Source organism: Spirosoma gilvum (genome assembly GCF_054776815.1).
On record NZ_BAAHBH010000009.1, the window covers coordinates 212443 to 236796 of the forward strand.

The 24354-nt window shown below is 48.0% G+C and carries 37 protein-coding genes; 5 read left to right on the forward strand and 32 right to left on the reverse strand.

Annotation, left to right across the window (positions count from 1 at the left end; all coding sequences use genetic code 11):
* Positions 1-32: 32 nt before the first annotated feature.
* The 31 genes from carA to ACYVFD_RS23380 form a co-directional block, all read right to left on the reverse strand.
* Entirely contained in the window at positions 33-1136 is a 1104-nt protein-coding gene (carA, locus tag ACYVFD_RS23230) for a glutamine-hydrolyzing carbamoyl-phosphate synthase small subunit (RefSeq protein ID WP_461092901.1), read from the reverse strand.
* A gap of 173 nt (positions 1137-1309) precedes the next feature.
* Positions 1310-1924, reverse strand: coding sequence for a 50S ribosomal protein L17 (gene rplQ, locus ACYVFD_RS23235; RefSeq protein WP_461092902.1), 615 nt, complete (start codon positions 1922-1924; stop codon positions 1310-1312).
* Positions 1925-2009: 85 nt separating this feature from the next.
* Positions 2010-2999, reverse strand: a complete 990-nt coding sequence (locus ACYVFD_RS23240) for a DNA-directed RNA polymerase subunit alpha (RefSeq protein ID WP_026262621.1) — start codon at positions 2997-2999, stop codon at positions 2010-2012.
* Between the two features lie 131 nt (positions 3000-3130).
* Positions 3131-3736 carry a 30S ribosomal protein S4 gene (gene rpsD / locus ACYVFD_RS23245; RefSeq protein ID WP_461092903.1) on the reverse strand — a complete coding sequence of 202 codons (606 nt, stop codon included), beginning with the start codon at positions 3734-3736 and terminating at the stop codon, positions 3131-3133.
* Between the two features lie 77 nt (positions 3737-3813).
* A complete protein-coding gene (rpsK, locus tag ACYVFD_RS23250) occupies positions 3814-4209 on the reverse strand; it encodes a 30S ribosomal protein S11 (protein ID WP_020600933.1) in 396 nt (131 codons plus the stop codon).
* 99 nt (positions 4210-4308) lie between these two features.
* Positions 4309-4686: a 30S ribosomal protein S13 gene (gene rpsM, locus ACYVFD_RS23255; RefSeq protein ID WP_020600934.1), complete on the reverse strand. Its 378-nt coding sequence runs from the start codon at positions 4684-4686 to the stop codon at positions 4309-4311.
* 2 nt (positions 4687-4688) lie between these two features.
* Positions 4689-4805, reverse strand: a complete 117-nt coding sequence (ykgO, locus tag ACYVFD_RS23260) for a type B 50S ribosomal protein L36 (protein WP_018618719.1) — start codon at positions 4803-4805, stop codon at positions 4689-4691.
* Between the two features lie 87 nt (positions 4806-4892).
* Positions 4893-5111, reverse strand: coding sequence for a translation initiation factor IF-1 (gene infA / locus ACYVFD_RS23265; protein WP_009284801.1), 219 nt, complete (start codon positions 5109-5111; stop codon positions 4893-4895).
* Between the two features lie 6 nt (positions 5112-5117).
* Positions 5118-5930, reverse strand: coding sequence for a type I methionyl aminopeptidase (map, locus tag ACYVFD_RS23270; protein ID WP_461092904.1), 813 nt, complete (start codon positions 5928-5930; stop codon positions 5118-5120).
* 32 nt (positions 5931-5962) lie between these two features.
* Positions 5963-7279: a preprotein translocase subunit SecY gene (gene secY / locus ACYVFD_RS23275; protein WP_461092905.1), complete on the reverse strand. Its 1317-nt coding sequence runs from the start codon at positions 7277-7279 to the stop codon at positions 5963-5965.
* A gap of 31 nt (positions 7280-7310) precedes the next feature.
* Positions 7311-7787 carry a 50S ribosomal protein L15 gene (gene rplO, locus ACYVFD_RS23280; protein WP_461092906.1) on the reverse strand — a complete coding sequence of 159 codons (477 nt, stop codon included), beginning with the start codon at positions 7785-7787 and terminating at the stop codon, positions 7311-7313.
* A gap of 93 nt (positions 7788-7880) precedes the next feature.
* Positions 7881-8060, reverse strand: coding sequence for a 50S ribosomal protein L30 (gene rpmD / locus ACYVFD_RS23285; protein ID WP_461092907.1), 180 nt, complete (start codon positions 8058-8060; stop codon positions 7881-7883).
* Positions 8061-8079: 19 nt separating this feature from the next.
* The gene (gene rpsE, locus ACYVFD_RS23290; protein WP_405517045.1) at positions 8080-8598 is read right to left on the reverse strand and encodes a 30S ribosomal protein S5; all 519 of its coding nucleotides are present in this window, start codon (positions 8596-8598) and stop codon (positions 8080-8082) included.
* A 3-nt stretch (positions 8599-8601) separates the two neighbouring features.
* Positions 8602-8955, reverse strand: a complete 354-nt coding sequence (gene rplR, locus ACYVFD_RS23295) for a 50S ribosomal protein L18 (protein ID WP_461092908.1) — start codon at positions 8953-8955, stop codon at positions 8602-8604.
* Positions 8956-9085: 130 nt separating this feature from the next.
* Positions 9086-9643: a 50S ribosomal protein L6 gene (gene rplF / locus ACYVFD_RS23300; RefSeq protein ID WP_461092909.1), complete on the reverse strand. Its 558-nt coding sequence runs from the start codon at positions 9641-9643 to the stop codon at positions 9086-9088.
* A gap of 13 nt (positions 9644-9656) precedes the next feature.
* Entirely contained in the window at positions 9657-10055 is a 399-nt protein-coding gene (rpsH, locus tag ACYVFD_RS23305; RefSeq protein WP_461092910.1) for a 30S ribosomal protein S8, read from the reverse strand.
* A gap of 91 nt (positions 10056-10146) precedes the next feature.
* Complete coding sequence (gene rpsN / locus ACYVFD_RS23310) at positions 10147-10416, reverse strand: 30S ribosomal protein S14 (protein ID WP_020600943.1); 270 nt, start codon at positions 10414-10416, stop codon at positions 10147-10149.
* Positions 10417-10439: 23 nt separating this feature from the next.
* Positions 10440-10994 (reverse strand): 50S ribosomal protein L5, encoded by a 555-nt coding sequence (gene rplE, locus ACYVFD_RS23315; protein ID WP_461092911.1) that lies wholly within the window; start codon positions 10992-10994, stop codon positions 10440-10442.
* A gap of 15 nt (positions 10995-11009) precedes the next feature.
* Positions 11010-11366, reverse strand: coding sequence for a 50S ribosomal protein L24 (gene rplX, locus ACYVFD_RS23320; protein ID WP_020600945.1), 357 nt, complete (start codon positions 11364-11366; stop codon positions 11010-11012).
* A 3-nt stretch (positions 11367-11369) separates the two neighbouring features.
* Positions 11370-11738, reverse strand: coding sequence for a 50S ribosomal protein L14 (rplN, locus tag ACYVFD_RS23325; RefSeq protein WP_018618706.1), 369 nt, complete (start codon positions 11736-11738; stop codon positions 11370-11372).
* Positions 11739-11741: 3 nt separating this feature from the next.
* Complete coding sequence (gene rpsQ, locus ACYVFD_RS23330; protein ID WP_461092912.1) at positions 11742-12107, reverse strand: 30S ribosomal protein S17; 366 nt, start codon at positions 12105-12107, stop codon at positions 11742-11744.
* 12 nt (positions 12108-12119) lie between these two features.
* Positions 12120-12314, reverse strand: a complete 195-nt coding sequence (gene rpmC, locus ACYVFD_RS23335) for a 50S ribosomal protein L29 (RefSeq protein ID WP_461092913.1) — start codon at positions 12312-12314, stop codon at positions 12120-12122.
* A 20-nt stretch (positions 12315-12334) separates the two neighbouring features.
* Positions 12335-12766 carry a 50S ribosomal protein L16 gene (gene rplP, locus ACYVFD_RS23340; protein ID WP_020600948.1) on the reverse strand — a complete coding sequence of 144 codons (432 nt, stop codon included), beginning with the start codon at positions 12764-12766 and terminating at the stop codon, positions 12335-12337.
* 89 nt (positions 12767-12855) lie between these two features.
* Complete coding sequence (rpsC, locus tag ACYVFD_RS23345; protein WP_461092914.1) at positions 12856-13713, reverse strand: 30S ribosomal protein S3; 858 nt, start codon at positions 13711-13713, stop codon at positions 12856-12858.
* 6 nt (positions 13714-13719) lie between these two features.
* Positions 13720-14112, reverse strand: a complete 393-nt coding sequence (rplV, locus tag ACYVFD_RS23350) for a 50S ribosomal protein L22 (protein ID WP_461092915.1) — start codon at positions 14110-14112, stop codon at positions 13720-13722.
* Positions 14113-14192: 80 nt separating this feature from the next.
* On the reverse strand, positions 14193-14471 hold the full coding sequence (rpsS, locus tag ACYVFD_RS23355) for a 30S ribosomal protein S19 (RefSeq protein ID WP_018618700.1): 279 nt from the start codon (positions 14469-14471) through the stop codon (positions 14193-14195).
* 9 nt (positions 14472-14480) lie between these two features.
* A complete protein-coding gene (rplB, locus tag ACYVFD_RS23360) occupies positions 14481-15305 on the reverse strand; it encodes a 50S ribosomal protein L2 (protein WP_461092916.1) in 825 nt (274 codons plus the stop codon).
* Between the two features lie 29 nt (positions 15306-15334).
* Positions 15335-15622: a 50S ribosomal protein L23 gene (rplW, locus tag ACYVFD_RS23365; RefSeq protein ID WP_461044654.1), complete on the reverse strand. Its 288-nt coding sequence runs from the start codon at positions 15620-15622 to the stop codon at positions 15335-15337.
* Between the two features lie 2 nt (positions 15623-15624).
* A complete protein-coding gene (gene rplD, locus ACYVFD_RS23370) occupies positions 15625-16254 on the reverse strand; it encodes a 50S ribosomal protein L4 (RefSeq protein ID WP_461092917.1) in 630 nt (209 codons plus the stop codon).
* A gap of 3 nt (positions 16255-16257) precedes the next feature.
* Positions 16258-16878, reverse strand: a complete 621-nt coding sequence (gene rplC / locus ACYVFD_RS23375) for a 50S ribosomal protein L3 (protein ID WP_461092918.1) — start codon at positions 16876-16878, stop codon at positions 16258-16260.
* Positions 16879-17210: 332 nt separating this feature from the next.
* Positions 17211-18269, reverse strand: a complete 1059-nt coding sequence (locus tag ACYVFD_RS23380) for a dienelactone hydrolase family protein (protein ID WP_461092919.1) — start codon at positions 18267-18269, stop codon at positions 17211-17213.
* 269 nt (positions 18270-18538) lie between these two features.
* Between ACYVFD_RS23380 and purE the strand changes: the two genes are divergently transcribed.
* Positions 18539-19027, forward strand: a complete 489-nt coding sequence (purE, locus tag ACYVFD_RS23385; protein ID WP_461092920.1) for a 5-(carboxyamino)imidazole ribonucleotide mutase — start codon at positions 18539-18541, stop codon at positions 19025-19027.
* 47 nt (positions 19028-19074) lie between these two features.
* The gene (locus ACYVFD_RS23390; protein ID WP_461092921.1) at positions 19075-19890 is read left to right on the forward strand and encodes a LysM peptidoglycan-binding domain-containing protein; all 816 of its coding nucleotides are present in this window, start codon (positions 19075-19077) and stop codon (positions 19888-19890) included.
* 93 nt (positions 19891-19983) lie between these two features.
* Here the strand turns inward: ACYVFD_RS23390 and ACYVFD_RS23395 are convergent, their stop codons facing one another.
* Complete coding sequence (locus tag ACYVFD_RS23395) at positions 19984-20850, reverse strand: DUF481 domain-containing protein (protein WP_461092922.1); 867 nt, start codon at positions 20848-20850, stop codon at positions 19984-19986.
* Positions 20851-20938: 88 nt separating this feature from the next.
* Here ACYVFD_RS23395 and ACYVFD_RS23400 point away from each other — a divergent pair, with 88 nt between their 5' ends.
* The 3 genes from ACYVFD_RS23400 (at position 20939) to ACYVFD_RS23410 (ending at position 24350) form a co-directional block, all read left to right on the forward strand.
* Positions 20939-21904: a Gfo/Idh/MocA family protein gene (locus ACYVFD_RS23400; RefSeq protein ID WP_461092923.1), complete on the forward strand. Its 966-nt coding sequence runs from the start codon at positions 20939-20941 to the stop codon at positions 21902-21904.
* Between the two features lie 106 nt (positions 21905-22010).
* Complete coding sequence (locus ACYVFD_RS23405; RefSeq protein WP_461092924.1) at positions 22011-23192, forward strand: AIR synthase related protein; 1182 nt, start codon at positions 22011-22013, stop codon at positions 23190-23192.
* A 57-nt stretch (positions 23193-23249) separates the two neighbouring features.
* Positions 23250-24350 carry a T9SS type A sorting domain-containing protein gene (locus ACYVFD_RS23410; protein ID WP_461092925.1) on the forward strand — a complete coding sequence of 367 codons (1101 nt, stop codon included), beginning with the start codon at positions 23250-23252 and terminating at the stop codon, positions 24348-24350.
* Positions 24351-24354 lie beyond the last annotated feature (4 nt).

Here is a 24354-nt window from a genome sequence, read left to right on the forward strand (position 1 = left end):
AAAAGCCTGAGTTACCCCAGGCTTTTCATTCGTTATTCATTCATCATTCGTACAAACTGATCGAACAGGTACCGTGAATCGTGCGGGCCGGGCGATGATTCGGGGTGGTATTGCACCGAAAACGCTGGTTTGTCTTTCCGACGGATACCTTCAATAGTTTTATCGTTCAGGTTGATATGCGTCAATTCGACATTGTTCATATCCATAACTTCCTCCGCTTTCACCGCAAAGCCGTGGTTTTGAGACGTAACCTCACAATGGCCTGTAATCAGGTTTTTGACAGGATGATTTAATCCCCGGTGACCGTTGTGCATTTTATAGGTAGAAATGCCACTGGCCAGCGATAAAATCTGATGCCCCAGGCAAATACCGAATAACGGTTTATCGGTTTCCAGGGCCTGTTTTACCGTCTCAACAGCATAGGGCATAGCAGCTGGGTCGCCAGGTCCATTGGCAATGAAATAGCCATTGGGCTTCCAGGCCGCTAATTCTTCGTGTGCAGTACGAGCCGGAAATACCTTGCAGAATACACCTCGTTCGTTGAAATTGCTGATAATGCTCCGCTTTACACCTAGATCCAATACCGCAACTCTGAGTTTCGCTTCTGGGTCGCCCTGCTCATACGCTTCCTGCGTGCATACTTCCGACGATAGTTCCAGACCGGCCATATCAGGGACTTTCTGGAGTTCGGCCAGCAGAACTGCCGGATCTAAAATTTCAGAAGAAATAATGCAGTTCATCACCCCTTTTGAACGGATGTAGCGTACCAACTGACGAGTATCTACGCCATGAATTCCGACAATATTAGCCCGTTCGAAGTATTCCTGTAATGACCCATCAGCCGTATAACGTGAGTGAATATTTGAGAAAAAGTTGCAAACCATTCCCCGTATTTTCACGCCGTTCGACTCTTGTTCGGCATTATTCAGCACACCATAATTGCCAATATGTGAGGTGGTATTGATAATCACCTGACCATAATAGGAGGGGTCTGTATAAATCTCCTGGTAGCCGGTCATGCCGGTATTGAAGCAGATTTCGCCAGCGGCTGTCCCGATTTTACCCAGCGCCAGGCCGCGATATACACTTCCATCCTGTAAAACCAACAATGCTTCCGGTTGCTTCGTATGTTTCATGTATGCGTTTGAGCTTGAAATATTAAAAAAAAGGGCTAACCGTTGCGGTTAACCCATTTCAATATGCCATGTTGTGTAGTCACTCCGTTGCTTTGTTTCCAATTGTTTTGTAGAAACACTAGTTAATACAAAATCTGACACAAAGATAGTAACTACGAACGTATGCTACAATCTTATGCCTTTTCAGATGACTCGTCGGCTGGAGCCGAAGTCTCCTCTTCGTTTGACGAAGCAGGCGTTTCATCAACGACAGGCGAAGTCGTTTCTGCTACTGGGGCTTCTTCTGCAGGAGCTTCCGTTGTTGGAGTTGCTTCTACTTCAGCAGCCGCATCTGTAGTAGAAGCCGTTTGACGCGCTCCACCACTCCGACGGCTCCGACGAGTTTTGGCTGTAGCAGCCGTTTTCTCAGCAGCAGCAGCAACCAGCAGTTCGTTGAAGTCAACCAGTTCGATCAGGCAGGTATCGGCATTATCGCCCAGACGATTGCCCAGTTTAATGATCCGGGTATAACCACCAGGACGACTGGCGATTTTATCGGCTACTGCACCGAATAATTCTTTGATGGTCTCTTTATTGTGGAGCGTTTGGAATACCACCCGACGATTTTGGTATGTATCGTCTTTCGCCCGTGTTAGAATAGGCTCTACGAATTTGCGGAGTTCTTTCGCTTTTGCAACCGTCGTCTCAATACGCTTGTGCATAATCAGCGATGTCGCCAGATTTTGCAACAGCGCTTCGCGGTGCGAATGTGTCCGGCCTAAGTGATTATCTTTCTTACCGTGTCTCATTTTCTTGGAGAAGGGAGAAGGGAGGAGGGAGAAGGGAAGAGCTTTGCTCCTTTTCCCTTTTCCTTTTTTCCCTTTTCCTTAGGTTTTAATCTTCGTCTAATCTGTATTTGCTGACATCCATTCCGAATGTCAAATTTTTCTCTGCCACCAACTGCTCCAGCTCCGTAAGCGACTTCTTCCCGAAGTTGCGGAACTTCATCATGTCCGAAATTTCTAACCGAACCAGATCGCCCAGCGTCCGTACATCTGCCGACTTTAAGCAGTTGTAAGCACGTACTGACAGATCGAGGTCGGCCAGCGACGTTTTCAGCAGTTTCCGCATGTGCAGAACTTCTTCGTCTACTACGTTCTCTTCTTCCGGCTTGGCAGTCTCGAATGTCATGGTCTGATCCGAGAACAGCATGAAGTGCTGAATCAGAATCTTTGCGGCTTCCTGCAAGGCAATTTCAGGGTGTACCGAACCATCCGTTTCGATGTCTAACAGAAGACGTTCATAGTCCGTTTTTTGCTCAACCCGGGTGTTATCAACGCCATATTTCACGTTTTTAATAGGCGTGTAAATAGCATCGATCGGGATATGACCAAATGGCAGTTCATTGGCGCGTGGTTCGTCGGCCGGAACATATCCACGGCCTTTTTCCACGATAATTTCCATTTCAAAATCCCGCGTATCATCGATGTGGCAAATTTCCAGTTCAGGATTCAGCACTTCGAATGATGGCGAGAATTTTGATATATCACCCGCTTTTAGAACGGGCTGTTTCTTAATGTTTACGGTAATCTTGTTGTCAACCATGTCCGAAATCTTTTTAAACCGAACCATTTTGAGGTTCAGGATGATTTCGGTCACATCTTCAACAACGCCCTCGATTGAAGAAAACTCATGTAACACACCGGGGAATTTTACGCTTGTGATGGCGTATCCTTCCAGCGATGACAGCAGAATGCGACGAAGCGCATTGCCGATGGTTACACCGTATCCTTTTTCAAGGGGTTTGAATTCAAACGCCCCGTGAAAGTCGTCAGCTTTCTCCACTACGACTTTGTCGGGCATCTGGAACGCTAATATGGACATACGTTTCGTATTTTAAAGCAGTTCTCTGCCTGGCGTGAAGACTAAAATAGGATCAGTTTTACAGGTTAAGGTTTGCGGTAGGATTACGAACTAGCGCAGCCAACCACAAACCATAAACTGAAAACCATTTATTACTTCGAATACAATTCGACGATGGCCTGCTCGTTGAAGTTTTCTGGAATTTGATCACGCTCAGGGTAGCTGATAAACTTGCCCGTCATTTGCTGTGCATCCCATTCAACCCAGTTGTAACGTTTTGTATTCCGAGCTGTTAAGCTGCCAGTAACTGCTTCCAGCGATTTCGATTTCTCACGAACACCGATCAATTGACCTGGTTTCAGCGAGTAAGAAGGAATGTTAACAACTTCGCCATCGACAATAATGTGCTTGTGTGCTACCAATTGGCGAGCAGCCCGGCGTGATGAAGCGATACCTAACCGATAAACTGTGTTATCCAGACGGGCTTCGCATAATTTAAGCAGGTTTTCACCGGTAATACCCTCGCGAACTTGTGCGCGGTGGAACAGCGCCCGGAACTGGCGCTCCAGAATACCGTAAGTGTATTTAACTTTCTGCTTCTCAGTTAATTGGAGCGCATATTCAGATTGTTTCCGTTTGCGACCCCGACCGTGCATACCCGGTCCGTAATTTTTCTTTTGGAGCGCTTTGCTCGGACCCATTACGGGTTCGTTGAACTTGCGCGAAATTTTGGCTTTTGGCCCAATGTAACGTGCCATTCTTCAATGAATGAATAATTGTGAAACATTGGACAGACACAACCGAATGTCGCCTGTCCCTATTCATGTCATCCGTATTATACGCGACGACGTTTTGGCGGCCGACACCCATTGTGCGGCAGCGGGGTAATGTCCCGGATAGTCGTTACTTCGATACCCGAGTTTTGAATTGTGCGAATTGCCGACTCACGACCTGAGCCTGGTCCTTTTACAAACACTTCTGCTTTGCGCATACCCAGATCGTGGGCAACAGCGGCACAGTTCTGCGCGGCCATTTGAGCAGCATAGGGGGTATTTTTTTTCGAGCCACGGAAGCCCATTTTACCCGCCGACGACCAGGAAATAACCTGACCGTTCATGTTTGTTAATGAAATGATAATGTTGTTAAACGTAGCCCGGATGTGTACCTGACCAACGGGTTCAACAACTACCACCCGCTTTTTCGCTTTGTCTTTGCGTTTTGCTTGAGCCATTGTTTGTAGGTAATCGTCAATGTGTCATTGGGTTCATTACTTGCCATTCACTAGTGAATTGACGCCAAATGGCCCGGATGACGATGAGCGACCAATTAATTATTTCGTTACTTTTTTCTTGTTGGCAACAGTCTTCCGCTTTCCTTTCCGGGTACGGGAGTTGTTTTTCGTATGCTGACCACGAACGGGCAAACCTTTCCGGTGACGCAGCCCCCGGTAGCAGCCGATGTCCATCAATCGCTTGATGCTCAACTGAACTTCCGAACGCAACTGACCTTCTACTTTGTACTCGTTCGAAATGGCATTACGGACAGCGCTAGCTTCTGCATCCGTCCATTCGCTGGCTTTTTTATCAACGCTGATGCCTGCGTCGGTCAGGATTTTTTTTGCCCGGCTCCGACCAATGCCGAAGATGTATGTCAGCGCGATCTCACCACGCTTCTTGTCTGGAATATCAACACCTGCAATACGTGCCATTCTTATCCTTGTCTTTGTTTGTAACGGGGATTCTTTTTGTTGATCACGTACAGCTTCCCTTTCCGCCGGATCACTTTGCAGTCTTCGCTGCGCTTTTTGATAGATGCCTTAACTTTCATGGTTTTTCAATTATGATTTCAGATTCCGGATTCTGGATTTATACTTCGCTAAAAGCAAATCCCAAACCATAAATCCCAAATCCGAAATTACTTGTACCGATACACTATCCTTGCCTTACTCAAATCGTAAGGCGACATTTCCAACTTTACGCGATCGCCTGGTAAAATTTTGATGTAGTTCATCCGCATTTTACCAGAGATGTGAGCAATTACCTCATGCTTGTTTGCCAATTCAACTCGGAACATCGCATTCGATAAGGCTTCCAAAATAACGCCGTCCTGTTCTATAGAATTCTGTTTTGCCATATTCGCTTAAGCTACCATCAGTTCGGTTGTTTCGATCATCAGGCTTGTATTGGCGGTGACTGCCTCAATATATTCGAAGGTTGTCAGAATCTCGGGTTTCCCTTTCCGTACAGCTACTGTATGCTCAAAGTGTGCAGAAGGCTTCCGGTCAACTGTCCGAATCGTCCAGCCATCACGTTCCTGCACGACACCTTTTTTGCCGAAGTTGATCATGGGTTCAATGGCCAGGATCATGCCTTCATACAGTTTAGGTCCCTGACCACGCTTACCATAATTAGGAACTTCAGGAGCTTCATGCAAGTTTTGGCCAACGCCATGTCCTACTAATTCCCGAACAACCGAATAGCCAAACTTCTCTGTGTACGTCTGAATCGCATAGCCAATATCACCTACCCGATTTCCTTCAGTCGCTTTCTCTAAACCGATGTAAAGCGATTCCTTGGTGCGGGCCAACAACCGACGAGTAGCCGGGCTGACATTACCCACAGGATAGGTATAGGCGCTGTCGCTATGGTAGCCATTCAACTTAACACCGCAGTCGATAGAGACAATATCGCCATCCCGAAGCTCGTAACGGCTTGGAAAGCCATGAACGACTACATCATTGACAGAAATACAGAGCGAAGCCGGAAACTTATTATACCCTAAGAATGATGGTATGCCACCGTTATCTCTAATAAACGTTTCTGCGACCCTATCCAGTTCCTTCGTTTGAACCCCAGGTTGGATGAGTTTTGCCACTTCAGCGTGTGCTTTGCCCAGAACCTGTGCACTGATTTTTATCAGAGCGATTTCTTCATCGCTTCTGATGTAAATCATCTTGTCCTTTTTGTCAGAACCAGCCATTTCAATTAAGCAGCTACTGTCTCGTTGGTCCGTCCCTGTACCCGGCCTGACTTCATCAAACCCTCATAGCGACGCATGAGCAAATAGCTTTCAACTTGTTGCAGTGTGTCCAGCACAACGCCAACCATGATTAACAACGATGTGCCACCGAAGAACTGAGCGAACCCACTGGTCATTCCCAGTAAATTGGCAATAGCCGGTAAAATGGCTACGATTGCTAGCATAACAGCGCCAGGAAGCGTAATCCGGTCAAGTACTGTACCTATATAGTCTGAGGTTTGTATACCTGGTTTTACACCAGGGATAAAACCACCGCTCCGCTTCATGTCGTCAGCAATCTGCGTTGGGTTAACGGAAATAGCTGTGTAGAAGAACGTGAAAATAATGATCAACAGCCCGAACAGCACATTGTATTGCCAGGTCGTATAGCTTTGGAAGGCGTTTTGCACACTTGCTGCAAAATCACTCTTCTCGGCAAACAGTCCAGCTACATACGTCGGAATAAACATCAGCGCCTGAGCGAAAATAATCGGCATTACACCGGCAGCATTCAGCTTTAGAGGCAGATACTGACGTTGACCGCCAACCACTTTATTTCCGATAACCTGCTTAGCGTATTGGATCGGAATCCGACGAACAGCCTGTGTCAAGACAACAGCGCCCATCACAACAAAGTACAGAGCTACCAGTTCCAGTACGAAGATCAGGATACCAGCCGAACCCCGCGATTGCTGTTCACCAATAATGGCACCTGGAAGCCGTGATACGATCCCGATCATGATGATCATGGAAATACCATTCCCAATACCTTTATCCGTAATCCGTTCGCCCAGCCACATACAGAAAATAGTACCAGCGGTCAGGACAAACAGGGACGAGATGGTGAACAGTCCGCGGTCGATCAATAAAGCTTCTGCCGGGATCGTTGTACGAACATACGTAATAGCCTGAACAGCGGTTACGCCAATTGTAAGCACCCGGGTGATCTGATTTAGCCGTTTCCGACCTGATTCGCCTTCCTTCTGCATTTTCTGGAAGTAGGGGAGAGCCAGTGTCAAAAGCTGAATCGCGATCGAAGCCGAGATATACGGCATAATCCCGAGCGCAAAAATGGACGCCTTACTAAAAGCACCACCTAGGAAGGTATCCAGCAAACCGAGCAAACCCTGCGGATTCAGATTCAGTTTTTGGGGATTCACACCCGGCAGTACGATAGCCGTGCCAAGACGGAACGCTGTGATGAACAACAGCGTGTTGAGGATTCGACTCCGCAACTCGTCAATTGCAAAAATATTTTTAAACGTGGTGATGAGTCGGTTCATAAAAGTAGGTCGACTGTTGCCGTGCTACGACTTAATTAGCTGCTTCCTCGTTCGCTTCTTTAACAGGCACGATGGCCTTTCCCCCTGCTTTCTCAATCGCTTCTTTAGCACTTGCCGAGAACGCATGAGCATGGATTTCAACAGCGCTTGTCAGTTCGCCACGGCTCAGTACTTTAACCAAATCTTTCTTGCTAACCAGCCCATGCTGAAGCAAAAAGTTCAGATCAACAACTGTTGCCTTGGTTTCATCAACCAGTGCCTGGATGCTATCCAGATTGAGGGGTTTGTATTCGACGCGGTTAATGTTTTTGAAGCCGAACTTAGGCACACGACGTTGTAGGGGCATCTGGCCACCTTCGAAGTGTGTTTTACGGCTGTACCCTGAACGCGATTGCGCCCCTTTGTGACCACGGGTAGATGTACCACCCATACCTGATCCCTGACCGCGTCCGACTCGCTTGCGCTCCCTGACGGAACCTTTTGCCGGTGTAAGGTTGCTTAAATTCATTGGTTTATTTGTAAAAAGTGATTCTTTTGGCTATTCGTAACCGCTTTTATGTTACAAAAAGCAGGCCGAAAACCAAAAGAATCGCAAAGGTACTTAAATTTCTTCAATTTTTACCAGGTGCTGCACCTTATTGATTGCACCTTTCAGCGCGTCGGTATATTCCAGTTCGATGCTGCGGTTAATTTTGCCCAAGCCTAAGGACTTGATCGCATTTTTCTGGGATAACGGCCGCTTAATGGTGCTGCTGACCTGCGTGATGCGTACTCGTGCCATGTCTGTTGCTCCTTTTAAATTAACCGTTAAATACTTTCGCCAAACTTACCTGACGCTGGAAAGCTACCTGATGTGGCAGGCGCATTTTCAGCAGGGCATCCAAGGTAGCTTTTACTACGTTGTGTGGGTTCGACGAGCCTTTCGATTTAGCCAGAATGTCGTGTACACCAGCCGATTCAAGAACGGCACGCATAGCACCACCGGCAATTACGCCCGTACCAGGAGCGGCTGGTTTCAGCAGGACAAAGCCACCACTGAATTTACCTTCCATTTCATGGGGAACCGTGCGCTTTAGAAGCGGAACCTGAACCAGGTTTTTCTTCGCATCTTCTACGCCTTTGGCAATTGCGTCAGTTACTTCATTGGCCTTGCCCAATCCGTAACCAACAACACCGTTACCGTCGCCGACGACGACAATCGCCGAGAAGCTGAACCGGCGACCACCTTTTACCACCTTCGCTACGCGGTTGATGGCTACAACCTTTTCTTTCAGGTCGGCTTCGTTGAATTTTGTCGGTCTTGCTGAATTAATGTTCATCGCTTAGAACTTAAGGCCACCCTCGCGGGCTGCATCGGCCAGTGCTTTTACTTTACCGTGATATAAGTAGCCGTTACGGTCGAACACAGCCGAGCTGATATTCTGAGCAACTGCTTTCTCGGCCAGGCGCTGGCCTACTTTCTTCGCCGTTTCAATTGTATTGCCTTCGGCTTCGCTTTTCAATTCAGCCGATGACGCATAAGCCAGTGTCCGGCCTGCCAGATCATCGATCAATTGTGCGTAGATCGCTTTGTTAGAGCGGAACACCGACAGGCGAGGACGTTCTGCCGTACCCGATACTTTAGCCCGAATACCGAACTTAATCCGCTGTCTTCTTTCTTGTTTATTCGTTGCCATGTTATTTGATTCCGACCAAATAGGCGTTTAATTGTCATTAATTGTCATTTGATCGCCATTTATTGTCATCTGATAAAGCCAAACAAAGAATGAATAGCAATCAAATGACAACCAATGACAATGGATGACCTTATTTCTTAGACGAAGTCTTACCAGCTTTCCGACGAACTTGCTCACCGATGAAGCGGATACCTTTGCCTTTGTAAGGCTCAACTTTACGTAGCGAACGAATTTTAGCTGCTACATCGCCAAGCAGTTGCTTGTCTGAGCCTTCCAGATATACTTTTGGGTTCTGACCTTTTTCTGTGACGGCTGATACCTTGATCTCCGTAGGAACAGCTACATACACATTGTGCGAATAGCCCAGTTGAAGTTCAAGAACGTTATTGTTAACGGCTGCTTTATAACCAACCCCGATGATTTCAAGGTCAAGTTTGAAGCCAGTGCTAACGCCAGTTACCATGTTGTTGACCAACGAGCGGTACAGACCGTGCATCGCCTTATGACGCTTCTGGTCGGTTGGGCGCGATACTTGGATTTGCCCGTCTTCGACTGCTACCGAAATGTCCGGGTCAACCGATTGGGTCAGGGTGCCTTTAGGCCCTTTTACCGTTACAACGTTTTGCGCGTCGACGGACAACGTTACGTTGCTGGGCAGGGCGATGGGTTTCTTACCTATGCGTGACATCGTTCAGTTCGGATTAATAGACGTAACATAATACCTCTCCACCGACGTTCAGCGTTTTAGCCTCTTTGTCGGTCATTACCCCTTTCGATGTCGAAAGGATGGCAACACCCAGGCCATTCAGAATACGTGGCAGGTTATCGGCTCCCCGGTATTGACGCAGACCTGGGCGGCTGATGCGTTGCAGGTCAACGATAGCGGATTGCTTCGTTGTTGGATTGTACTTCAGGGCAATTTTGATGGTGCCTTGTGTCGTGCTGTCATCGAACTTATAGTTCTGGATGTAGCCTTTATCGTACAATACTTTGGTAATTTCTTTCTTTATATTGGAAGCAGGAATTTCCACAACCCGGTGCTTTGCCCGGATAGCGTTTCTGACTCGTGTCAGGTAATCTGCTATTGGATCTGTATTCATTCTTAGCGTTGCGTTACTTGCAAACCCCTGCTTTTCAGGAAAGTTCGCAAAATTACGGAAACTGAATTACAAATAGAAATGGATTCTGGAATTACCAGCTTGCCTTAGTTACGCCTGGAATTTTACCTGCCGATGCCATCTCACGGAACGTTACCCGAGAGATACCAAATTTGCGCATATAACCCCGAGGACGACCGGTCAGTTTGCAACGATTGTGCAGACGAACTGGCGATGCGTTTTTAGGCAGCTTGTCCAGACCGATGTAATCACCAGCCTCTTTCAGCGCCTTACGCTTGGCAGCATACTTGGCAACTAACGCTTCGCGTTTCCGTTCCCGTGCTTTGATTGATTCTTTTGCCATTGTTTTAGCCTTTGTGTCGGTTATTATTTACCACTTTTAGCAAACGGCATACCCATTGCTTTCAGCAGCTCGTAGCTCTCGTTATCGGTGTTGGCAGTCGTCACGAAGGTGATGTCCATCCCCGAAATGCGGGCTACTTTATCGATGCTGATTTCAGGGAAGATAATCTGTTCCTGCACGCCGAAGGTATAGTTACCGCGACCATCGAACCCTTTATCGTTGATGCCTTTGAAGTCACGAACCCGGGGCAACGAAACCGTTGTCAACCGGTCAAGGAATTCATACATCCGCTCACCACGCAACGTTACTTTTGCACCGATCGGCATTTTCTCCCGAAGTTTGAAGTTCGAGACCGCCTTTTTCGACAGGGTCGCAACGGCTTTCTGACCGGTGATCTGCGTTAGTTCGTCAACACCTACGTCTACTAATTTTTTATCAGCGACGGCGGCTCCGATACCTTTATTGATGACAATTTTGCTCAGACGCGGTACTTGCATAACCGACTTATACTGGAACTTGTCTTTCAACTGAGGCATTACCTCATTTAAATATTTCTCTTTCAGTCTTGGCGTTGCCATTTTCTTAGACCTTTATTATTTGCGGACGTCTGGGATGAAATTGCCGGTCTTCTTCGAATACCGTTGCAGTTTACCCTTCTCATTCAACTTACGACCTGTGCGGGTAGGTTCGCCGGTAGCAGGGTCAACCAATTTCAGATTGCTGATGTGGATTGATCCTTCCGTTTTTTCGAGGCTTCCCTGCGGATTCGAAGCCGTTGGCTTCAGGTGTTTGGTAATCATAGCGACGCCCTCAACCCGAGCACGATCTTTCTCTACGATTACTTCTTTCACCACACCACGCTGGCCTTTCGAGTTACCGCCAATCACCAGAACGGTATCGCCCGTTTTGATGTGGAATTTGTGTTTCGGTAGCGTTACTTTCTTTTCCATTGCTTACAGTACCTCTGGGGCTAACGATACGATTTTCATAAATTGCTTCTCGCGCAATTCGCGGGCTACAGGCCCGAAAATCCGGGTGCCACGTGGCTCATCGTTGTTGTTGAGCAACACGGCCGCGTTGTCTTCGAAGCGGATGTACGAACCGTCTTTCCGGCGTACTTCTTTCTTCGTCCGAACAACCACGGCTTTGGAAACCGTACCTTTTTTCATACTGCTGGACGACAGGGCTTGCTTTACTGTCACGACAATCTTGTCACCGACCGATGCATACCGCTTGCCTGTACCGCCCAGAACGCGGATAACCAGCACTTCTTTGGCGCCACTGTTATCGGCTACTCCTAATCTTGATTCTTGCTGTACCATGGCTTACTTCGCCTTTTCGATGATTTCGACTAATCTCCAACGCTTGTTTTTGCTCAATGGGCGGGTTTCCATCACGCGAACGATGTCGCCGATACCACACGCATTGTTTTCATCATGAACCGTCAGTTTCTTCGTTTTATTCTGAAACTTGTGGTACAAAGGGTGCTTCACCTTGCGGTCGATCGCAACGGTGATGGTTTTCTGCATCTTGTTGCTAGTCACCCGTCCGATACGCTCTTTCCGAGCGTTGCGCTCCGAAGCCGCATTAGCTGCGCTCGTTGCTGGAGCGGCTACTGTCGGCTGTTCTGTTGTAGCTGCCGCTGGCGTGGTTACTTCTTCCTGCGGTGCTGCTGCTTGTTGCTCTTCCATCGTCGTGTCTTATTAGGCTTGCCCCGATTTAGCTGTCAGTTCCGTGTTCAGGCGAGCAATCCGCTTACGGCTCTCGCGGATACGCATTGGGTTCTCGATCGGAGACACAGCATGCGCAAACTTCAGTTTCAGCAGTCGGTCCTGTTCAGCACCAATCTCGGTACGAATCTGCTCAGCCGACAATCCTTTTAAATCTTCTTTTTTCATTTTGTTCGTCGCTTGAGGTATTATTCAGCGGTTTGCTCCTGATAATCGCGCCGAACCACAAATTTGGTCCGAACGGGCAGCTTTTGAGCGGCCAGACGCAGGGCTTCCATGCCCGTTGCCAGATCAACACCCGTCGCTTCGAACATAATCGTGCCGGGTTTTACAACGGCTACCCAGTATTCGGGAGCACCTTTACCTTTACCCATCCGTACTTCGGCTGGCTTTTTGGTAATTGGCTTATCGGGGAAAATACGGATCCAAACCTGGCCTTCCCGTTTCATCGCCCGCGTTACGGAGATACGAGCCGCTTCAATCTGACGAGCGGTAATACGACCGGGCTCCAGCGATTTGATAGCGAACGTACCGAAGGAAATCTCATGACCGCGTGATGCGATACCTGGAATCCGTCCTTTATGTTGTTTGCGGAATTTTGTTCTTTTTGGCTGTAACATCTTTATTCAGAAGTTTACAGTTTACAGTTTACGGCTTTCAGTTTTTGTCATTTTAACCGTAAACTGAAGACTGAAGACTGAAAACTCGTTTATCGTTTTTGACCTCCGCGACCACCGCGATCGTTTCCACCACGGCCACCACCGCCACGGCCACCACGATCATTACCATCACGGTCATTACGGTTGCGTCCACCACGTCCACCACGATCATTACCATCGCGGTCGCCACGTGGGCCACGGCGATCACCCCGATCATTGGCAGAGGCTGTACGCTCACCAGCTTGTGCCTGGCTCATCATGGCTGCTGGCGACAAATCGCGCTTGCCATATACTTCGCCTTTGAAAATCCACACTTTGATGCCGATTTTTCCGTATACTGTTTGGGCTTCCGAGATTGCGTAATCGATATCGGCACGGAGCGTATGCAGCGGTACACGACCTTCTTTGTACTGCTCTGAGCGGGCGATTTCAGCACCACCCAAACGACCTGATACTTTCACTTTAATACCCTGAGCACCTACGCGAAGAGCCGACTGGATAGCCTGCTTCATGGCGCGACGGAACGAAATACGAGCCTGTAACTGCTGAGCGATAGCTTCGCCAACGAGTTTAGCATCGACTTCTGGGCGTTTGATTTCGAAGATGTTGATCTGGACGTCTTTGCCCGTGATCTTTTTCAGCTCTTCTTTGATCTTATCAACCTCGCCACCACCTTTACCGATAACGATACCCGGACGGGCAGTGTGGATGGTCAACGTTACGCGCTTCAGCGTACGCTCGATAACTACCCGAGCAATGGCTCCTTTCGGAATACGGGCTGCTACATATTTCCGGATTTTTTCGTCTTCAACGAGTTTGTCCGAAAACTCTTTGCCGCCGTACCAGCTCGATTCCCAGCCCCGAACAATACCAAGTCGCAGGCCAACTGGATTTATTTTTTGTCCCATTTCTTCTTATTGTTCGTTTTCAGGGGTTTCTGCTTCTGCCGATTGCAACAACGATTGTGCTGCACTGTCAACCACGATGGTGATGTGGTTTGAGCGCTTCCGAATCCGGTGGCCACGGCCTTGAGGAGCAGGGCGCAGACGCTTCAGCATAGGACCGCCATCTACAAAAATCGTTTTTACATACAGATCAGCGTCTTCAATCCGCTCATCTTCATTTTTCTGCTGCCAGTTGGCAACGGCCGACAAAAGCACTTTCTGCAATACGGCGGCACCAGCCTGTGGCTGATATTTTAACAGACCCAACGCCCGGCTAACGCGCTGACCACGAATCAGGTCGGCGATCAACCGCATCTTACGGGGCGACGTGGGCACATCTTTAAGTCTTGCTACTGCTTCCATGTTTTTTTATGGCTCGGAGCCAGGAGCAGGGAGCTTGGAGTTGATATCTCCCTGCTCCTGGCTCCGAGCCCCATGCTAGTTTATCGTTTGCCCTTGTCTTTCTTTGCGGTGTGCCCCCGGAAGTTGCGGGTTGGTGAGAACTCGCCAAGCTTGTGGCCTACCATGTTTTCCGTTACGTATACCGGGATAAACTTGTTTCCGTTGTGAACGGCAAAGGTGTGGCCTACGAAATCTGGCGAAATCATCGAACGACGCGACCAGGTTTTGATGACCGATTTCTTGCCCGAATCATTCTGGGTCTGTACTTTATTGTCCAGACGGAAATCAATATATGGGCCTTTTTTAAGTGAACGTGCCATTGTTATCTGTTACTTTTTGCGTCGGCTAATAATCATGCTTTCAGATGCCTTGTTCCGGTTGCGGGTCTTCTGACCTTTCGCAAACTGGCCATTGCGTGAACGTGGGTGACCACCAGAAGCCCGGCCTTCACCACCACCCATTGGGTGATCTACAGGGTTCATTACTACGGCACGAACCCGAGGACGACGACCTAACCAACGATTCCGGCCAGCCTTACCTGTTACGACGTTCATATGGTCGGGGTTCGATACCGAACCGACCGTTGCCATACCAGCGCTCAGTACCCGACGGGTTTCACCCGAAGGCAGGCGGAGGATAGCATATTTATCTTCACGACCTACAAGTTGAGCATATGTACCAGCCGAACGAGCCATCGAACCACCTTTACCAGGTGTTAGCTCGATGTTGTGAACGATGGTACCGATTGGCATAGCCGCTAAGGGCAGCGCGTTACCTACGTCGGGCGTAGCACCTTCGCCCGACATAATCGTCTGGCCAACGGTGATGCCCTGGGGGGCGATGATGTAGCGTTTCTCACCATCGGCATATTTCACCAGCGAAATGCGGGCCGAACGGTTTGGATCGTATTCTACAGTCAAAACTTCGGCAGGTTGGCCGACTTTGTCGCGCTTGAAGTCAATAATACGGTAGTGCCGCTTATGACCGCCACCAATGTAGCGCATAGTGCGGTGACCTTCGTTGTTCCGGCCACCGGTTTTTCTGAGGGGCTCCAGCAGACTTTTTTCTGGCTTGGAGGTGGTGATTTCCGCAAAATCGGGTGCCACGCGGAAACGTGTACTCGGTGTTACGGGTCTTAGTTTTTTAACTCCCATGACTGATTAAGTGTAGAGCAAGGCTCGGTTTACAGGTCAGCGTAAATGTCAATTACTTCGCCCTCTGCAACCGTTACGATTGCTTTTTTCGTTGTAGGGGTCTTGCCCGATACAATGCGTCCGTTGATGTTCTTGCTGCGACGCTTTCCGAAAACCCGGATCGTGTTGACAGACTCAACGTTAACGCCATACATTTTCTCGATGGCTTTGCCGATTTCGAGTTTGTTGGCTTTCAGATCAACCTCAAAAGCATACTTCCCCTGCTTGTTAAGGCCCGTCATTTTTTCCGTGACGATTGGTCGTTTCAGTACGCTCATGATTATTTCTCAAACAAGGTTTGGATGGTTGACAGCGCTTCTTCACTGATGAGCAGTTGATCGGCGTTCATCAGATCGTAAGTGTTTACCTGTGCAGCGGTTGTTACTTTCGCCTTCTGGACGTTCCGGCTCGACAGAACCACATTTGTGTTTACGTCGGGAAGAATCAGCAGTGTTTTACGGCCTGATAGATTCAGATCGCTCAAAAACTGAATGTAATCTTTCGTGCGAGGAGCTTCCAGCGTAATGCTGTCAATAACCGAAATGCTGTTCGCCCGTGCTTTAACGGCATAAGCCGATTGACGAGCCAGCGATTTTACTTTTTTGTTCAGTTTGAAGCTGTAGTCGCGGGGACGAGGTCCGAAAACAGTACCACCACCCACAAAAACGGGCGATTTGGCACTACCTGCGCGGGCGCCACCTGTACCTTTCTGTTTCTTCAGCTTGCGGGTCGAACGGGCAACTTCAGCGCGTTCTTTTGCTTTGTGGGTTCCCTGACGTTGGTTGGCCAGGTACTGTTTCACGTCGAGGTAAATCGCGTGTTGATTCGGCTCAATACCGAAAATCTCTTCCGAAAGGGTGACCTTTTTGCCTGTGTCTTCGCCCTTGCTGTTATATACGATTACTTCCATGGCCTACTTTTCGATAATAACGTATGAATTTTTAGCTCCGGGAACTGAACCGCTGATAACAATCAGATTTTGCTCAGGCAGAATACGCAGAACGCGCAGGTTTTGCACCGTTACGCGGTTGCCGCCCATACGACCGGCCATACGAAGACCTTTGAACACGCGCGATGGGAACGAACAGGCACCAATCGAACCTGGGTGACGACCCCGGTTATGCTGACCGTGCGTTTGACCGCCCACACCACCGAATCCGTGACGTTTCACAACGCCCTGGAAACCACGACCTTTTGCTGTGCCGACTACGTCAACGAAGTCAGCTTCAGTAAATACATCGGCTACCGTAAGTGTATCGCCCAGATTCAGCTCCTGTTCGAATTCTTTGAATTCAACCAGTTTGCGCTTAGGCGTGGTACCCGCTTTTTTGAAGTGGCCCAACTCCGGCTTGTTGCTGTGCTTTTCTTTTTTGTCGCCATAACCCAGCTGCACAGCTTTGTAGCCATCTTTCTCGATGCTACGAACTTGAGTTACGACACAGGGACCCGTTTCAATGACTGTACATGCCAGAGCCTGCCCGTCCGCATTGTACACGCTGGTCATCCCGATTTTTTTGCCAATTAAACCAGACATTTGTGTTTGTTTAAAGTAAGCAGGTAAAAATTTAGATACTCTTTTCCAACTCAGACCTTCCGAATCGGGCCGCAAAATTAGACAAATAATCAGACGAATCCTATATCTGCTTAAAAATCAGCCCTGAAAACAACAAAAAAGGTCGGGCGCACTGCACCTGACCTTTCACGGACAGACAAAACCTTGGCTTGCAAGACTTGTTTGCCCAAAAGTCAGATGTGGTTTCCACCGGGTCACGTAGACCGAAGCAGACCTTCACCCTCGTATGTTGTTGATTCGTGTTTCGAGTTTGGGAGTGCAAAATTAGGAAATAGTTGTGAGAAATAGAAAAATTATTTTAAAGAAGTTTTGATAGTATTTTGTTCAAGCCATTCCATCCAGTCTTTGGCTACAGCCTCGCCATTGTATTCTTTATCAATAATTTGGCCGGTAGCGTCGCGTTTAAGTTTGAAAAACTGGTGATCGTGGTCGTGATAGGCTTTAAGGGTAAGGTTTGTTTTGCCTTTTTCGATAAATTCCAGTGGCAAATAATCAAGGCCTGGTGCGATTTCTTTGTCAGCCGTGCCATAGGCAATATATAGAGGACCATTGATGCGTAACAAATTGTCCAGGTTGCGAATCGAAAAGGATTGCCAGGCTCGGTAGGTATCGCCGGGGGAGTTGGTAAGCGCGGTTGGATGTTTCTGAATGTCGGCCCACCAGGCGTATAGTGACTCAATCTGTTTTTGACCTTCTTCAGGACTTATTTCCCTTTTTTCTATTTGTTGGCGTGTCGAGTAAATTGGGTTCTCGAATCGTCGGCCGGTATGGCCTGAGAAAAGAATTGTGTGGGTTATGTGTCGGTTGTGATTGGCTACTAAGTCAGCTCCGACTGTAAAACCTTCTGAGCCTCCGCAGAACACTACTTTACGAGTATCGACCCAGGGCTGTTTGACCAGATAGTTGATAACCTGATTACACTGGGCTACGTACCGTTCGCGGTAGTTATTTTCAATGTATTTCTGGCTGACAAACTCTGGGGTAGCTTTTCCGGTGCTCATTGCTTTCTGGTACCTATCCAAAAATTGCTGCGTGGCTACCAATCGAACCCCTGGTTTCTGCACCATAACAAAATGGTAGGCGTCTTTATACGGTCGAAAATGAAACGGAGAGGCCACGATATAATAGTTGCCACTGTCCTGAACAATTAGAGGCATCGGCTGAGAACCTTGCCGAAATAAGAATAATGGCTTTTTAACCTTCAGGTCTTCTTTAGTGCCAAAAACGATAAAGGTAGTAGTGTCTTTTCCGTCGGGTAGATGAAAAACCTGACATAAGTCGTCAAGTCGGGTGGTTTGCGCCTGTGCCTGAGATGCGACCCAAAGAATGATAAAAAGTAGTAATGGCTTCATGTTGCCTGATTTTGTGTCAGGCAAATCAGTGTTTTTTTTCGGGCAAGTAGTAAGGTTTTAACATTTGTTGAGATTTTTTAACATAAAGCAGCAAATAGTAGTGTGCTATAAACCTTTCGTCGCTACGCGACTATAACTTGAGTTGAAGGACGATTAACCATTTATGGCTAATGCTTCAGATTCCACATCTAAATAAAAATAAGCCTTTACGGTGCGTGATTGTCGGGTAATCTGCGTTATTTCGCAGAGAGTCAAGTTAGTTCATCTGAATGATAGGTATTATTATGGGTAGCCTTTCGGACCGGAAGGTGATGCAAGAGGCTGCCGACATCCTGAATGAGTTGGGTGTAGCGTGGGAAATGGATATTGTTTCGGCCCACCGGACGCCTGAGAAAATGGTCGATTATGCGAAGACAGCCCGCGACCGGGGAGTTAAGGTAATTATTGCTGGTGCGGGTGGTGCTGCTCACCTGCCCGGAATGGTTGCGTCGTTGACAACGCTACCCGTTATTGGCGTTCCAGTGAAATCAAGTAATTCCATTGATGGGTGGGACTCCGTCTTATCGATTTTGCAAATGCCTGGTGGGGTTCCTGTAGCGACGATGGCACTGGATGGAGCGCGTAATGCTGGGATTCTGGCGGCCCAAATTGTAGGAACCTTCGACAGTACCGTTGCCGAAAAACTTAGTCAGTTTAAAGAAGGCTTGAAAGAAAAGGTTGCTCAGATGAGTTCTGACTTAGCCAACACTATGAAATGAAGTAATCAGCTACTTTACGTTATTCACTACCTGTAATTAAGTAAACCATGGCAACGGAAAGCCAACATTCTAATCCACGTCCAGTCGCAAACTCTAATTTGCCAGCTATTACGCTTGTCGTGTTGGTAGGGTTGATTGGGGCTTTGTTATATATCGGTTACGATTATATTACAGATGACACCAACGGCTCTGATGAACTGACCAACGTTGCACTCGATACCGCTTCACAGCAACCATTGGCACAAAACGACCCCGACATGCTGATGTCGCCAGAAGAGGTGGATACGTCGTCGCAACCCGCGCCGGTTGATCTTTCGCAAGCAGCCCCTCCCGAAGATGCCCCGGAAGCCAACGCCAATGCAGAAGAGGTTGCCAAAGATAATCGTGAAACAACGGATGGAAAACCAGCATCTGATGAAAAACCGGTAGCCGTAAAGCCAACGCCTGAAAAACCTAAAGTAGAGAAGCCCGTCGAGAAACCGAAGGAGGATAAGCCTAAGGAAGAGAAGCCTAAAACCGAAGAAGTGGTCGAAAAAGCGAAGGTAAAGCCCGGCGGGGTTACGAGCACTTATACGGTTGGATCAGGTGAAACATTTTATGGGGTCGCCAATCGGTATAATATGAAGATCAGTACCCTGAAGGAAATGAATCCGGGCGTCTCGGAAAGTGATGTAAAAGCAGGTATCACGAAACTGAATGTGAAAGTAATGGCCGTACATACGGTTGGACCGGGCGATGTTCTGCGGGTAGTTGCTCAGAAATACGGGGTTAGTAAGGAAGCCATCATGCGAGCCAATAAGCGGACTAAAGATATTGCGAACCGTGGCGAAAAACTGATTATTCCCTTCCCTGATAAACAGTAAAGGCAGTAATAGGAGTGAGGAGCGAGGAGTGAGAATGGCTGACGCATGTTTTTTTCTTGCGTCAGCATTCTCACTCCTCGCTCCTCACTCCTATTACTGTTTTTCATATACCAGCCCCATCGTAAATCGAAAATCGTTGTTCTGGCGACCGGGTACAATCAGGCTTTCGTAGGCATTGGCGACGGTCGAACGTAGACTGATCACCTTGGTTAATTGAAACTGAACGCTGAGGCTAGCGTTCCAGCGAACATTATATTGTCCTAGAGCGGGTTGGTAAAAAGCTGTATGCGTTATTTTAAACCGGTCGTTATCGAATGAATATTCGCCGAACAGGCGGGCTGAATTTCGAAAGATATTGATGTCAGCCAGTTCAATAAAATCGGTGTATTCCTGCATCACTACGTCGGTGATCGAGATATAGGCTCGCTTTCGGTTCAGGAGTTTATAGCCCATTCCGGCTGCTACTGTCCAGCGATGATTAATTTGTCGCAAATTGCTCCGTTCATAAGAGCCAAAGGCCAGATAATACAGCCGTTTTTCGTGCCGGAATGTCGTTCGAAAATCCCCAAACCATTCCCGTTCGGCCAGGATGCCGCTTTGCTTTCCATAAACAAAGGATGGGCTGCTCGACAGCTTGAAATAGTTACTGAGCTGGTAATCAATGGAGCCTGTTAGTTGCAGTAAGGTTCGATTAACATTGCCGGCTGTAATGGTGCCATCGGCTGTCAGTCGATACCGGAAGATTGGAGCAGGTAGCCTAACCAGCGTGTCTTTGCGTATGGTATCAGTCTTGATTTTTGTTGAATCAGTATTTGTGCTGGTTTTTGTCGTATCAGCTTCCGGTGTCGACGGGCGTAGCGGGTCGGGCTGTTCAACGATCTGGGCATTTACATAGGAACCAGTAAAAAGAAAAACGATCAAAAAGAGCCATAACAGAGCGTATTTCACAGAAAGCAGCATTGGTGAGGTCGCAACTTAGAAAAAAAGAACTTAATTGGCAGTCGACAACGAGTCAATTTATCCTATAGCCCAATCAACTGATCGTACCATGACCCGCTGGGGAATTTTAGGGCCGGGCCGTATTGCCCACAAATTTGTACAGGACCTGCTAACGGTGCCTGATGCCCAACTCTACGCCGTTGCTTCCTCTGACCGACAACGGGCCGCTGAATTTGCCGAAACATATACAATTCCACACGCCTTTGGTTCGTATGAAGAGTTGTTAACCTTGCCTGACTTAGATGTCGTGTATGTAGCAACGCCCCACGTCAAGCACCACGAAAACGTGATGATGTTGCTGAAGGGAGGGGTTGCCGTATTGGGCGAAAAACCCTTTGCGATGGATGGTGAACAGGTTCGGGAAATGGTCGAAACGGCTCGCTCGAAAGGTGTATTTCTCATGGAAGCCCTTTGGAGTCGGTTCATGCCTGGTGTTGTGTTTGCATTGGATCTGGTTAAATCGGGTGCCATAGGGAAAGTGGTATCGGTGAAAGCTGATTTTGGTTTTAAAGCTCCATTCCTACCCGAAAAGCGTCTGTTTAATAAAGCGCTGGGCGGTGGTTCACTGCTCGATATTGGTATTTACCCCTTGTTCTTATCGTATCTGATCTTAGGGAAGCCAACCACGGTTAAGGCATCGGCAACGTTCAGCTCAACGGATGTGGATGTGCAGTGTGGTATGGTTCTGACGTATGCCGACGGACAAGTGGCGTTGCTGGATAGCTGCCTGCTGGCTGCTACAGATTGTGTAGGGATCATTCAGGGCGAAACGGGTCAGATTCGGATTCACAGTCGGTTTCATGAAACGAAGGGCGTTACCCTAAACCGCGAAGATGGCACTACCGAAACATTTCCTTTCGATCGGGATACGCATGGGTATGACTACGAAGCCAAACACGTCATGCATTGCCTGGCTGAAGGAAAAACAGAAAGCCCACTCTGGTCGCTCGATGACAGTCTGAACCTGATGGGATTGCTGGATAGTGTTCGAGCGGAAGCGGGGATTATTTATTAATGAATAATGGAAAATGAATAATGGACATGAACTATGAAGGACGACTGGGAGAACGTACTTACCTTTGTCTATTATTCATTCTTCATTATCCATTATTCATTATTGAATGGATCGCTATGCACAGCGCGGGGTATCCGCCAGTAAAGAAGACGTTCATAACGCCATTGCCCAACTCGATAAGGGCCTTTTCCCCAAAGCTTTCTGCAAAATTGTACCCGACACGCTTGCAGGAGATCCGGATTTCTGTACGATTATGCATGCCGATGGCGCGGGTACGAAGTCCTCACTGGCCTATCTGTATTGGCGCGAAACAGGCGATCTGAGTGTCTGGAAAGGTATTGCGCAGGACGCTGTGGTGATGAATACCGACGACCTTATTTGCGTGGGAGCTACCGGTCCGATGCTGCTTTCGTCGACCATTGGCCGTAACAAAAACCTGATACCGGGTGAAGTCATCGCCGAAATCATCAACGGGACCGAAGAAGTGCTCCAGATGTTGCGGGAACATGGTCTTGAGATTTACAGTACTGGGGGCGAAACGGCCGATGTAGGGGATCTGGTTCGTACCATTATTGTCGATAGTACGGTTATTGCCCGTATGCGACGCGATCAGGTTATTTCTAACGACCACATCCAGTCGGGCGATGTCATTGTGGGATTGGCTTCCTATGGACAGGCAACGTACGAAACTAGTTATAATGGCGGGATGGGGAGCAACGGTCTAACTTCGGCCCGGCATGATGTCCTGGCTCATTATCTGGCTGATACGTACTCTGAGAGTTTTGATCCAGCCGTTGATCGCAGCCTGATTTACAGCGGCTCCAAAAAACTTACTGACACGATCGATATTAAAAATTCTGATTCGCAAGTTGTACAGCCAACTATCGGTCAGCTTATTCTGTCGCCCACGCGTACCTATGCGCCCGTTGCCAGGGTGTTGTTAGATAAACTGCGGACGCAGATTCATGGGATGGTTCATTGCTCGGGTGGGGCGCAGACGAAGGTGCTTCATTTTGTCGATAACCTACATATTATTAAGGATAACCTATTCCCAATTCCTCCTTTATTTCGGTTGATCCAAAGCGAAAGTGGAACGGCCTGGCAGGAAATGTATAAAGTCTTCAATATGGGACACCGGCTGGAGGTATACCTGCCCGAAGCTTACGCTCGGGCAGTGATTGACATTTCGCAATCGTTCGGGATAGATGCACAGGTTATCGGCCATGTTGAAGCCTTTGCAGGCAAGCAGGTGACCATTCGAAGTGAAGTCGGTGAATTTGTTTACTAAGTGACTTATTCCTGTTTTGCGGTCCAATAGGCGAATTCGCTAACTGATCCGCATGCCATGGGAAAAATGTACAGGATTATTGTGTTTGCCGGGTTGCTCATTCATCAAATAGCAATGGCGCAAACGGTACCGTTTGCTGGTACATGGAGTTTTGAAGGGAATGACAATGGAAGCTCGTCAAACCCGCTAGTGGCTGTCTCGTCGGTCAGCTACACAGGCGTCAATAAACTGGCGGTTAATCCCTATACGAGTGGCTATGTAAATCTGGGCGTAAACGTACAGAACTGGTCCACTTCATTATGTAACCAAACCGAATACGTTCAATTTTCTGTCCAACCTCAGGGTACTGCTCACGTTACCTTGACATCGCTTTCATTTGCGTTCGCACACTCTACACAGGGACCTCAGCAGATCTATGTTCGTTCGAGTGCCGATGGGTTTGCGAGTGATATTTACACCAGTTCAATCTCTACATCCTATCAAACGGCTTCAATTACGCTTAGTGGGGCAAACTTTATCAATCAATCATCGGCTATTACGTTTCGTATTTATGCTTGTCAGCCGACCGCTGGTGGAGGGACGCTCAAATTAGATGAAATACAGCTTAATGGCTCGTCCTTGCCCGTTACGCTGCTTTTATTCACGGCTAAGCCTGATGGCGACCGGGTTCAACTGGCCTGGGTAACTACCTCAGAGTATAATGCCGATAAGTTTGTGGTTGAACGGAGCCGTGATTTGGGCGAGTTTGTACGAGTTGGCGAAGTAGCTGCTAAAGGAACTACTTATGAGCGGCAGAACTATGACCTGACCGATAACGATCCGAAACCGGGTGTTAATTACTATCGCTTAAAACAGCTTGATTTGGACGGAACAGTTCATACCTATAAACTTATATCGGCCACGGTCCAATTGAATGAACCAGTTGTCTCGGTGTATCCTAACCCGGCCAGTCCCGACCGGATTCACCTGCGCTTATGGAACGCCGAGGCTGCTACTGTCCGGTTACTAACAGGTATGGGAGAACTGGTTAATGGCCGGTTGGAAAAACAGGAAGGAGAAGCCGATTTCATTGTTGATCAGACATTACCAACCGGACTATATTGGCTAGAAATACAAACCAATGGGCAACGAAAAGTGGTTAAGGTCCTGATACGATAGATAA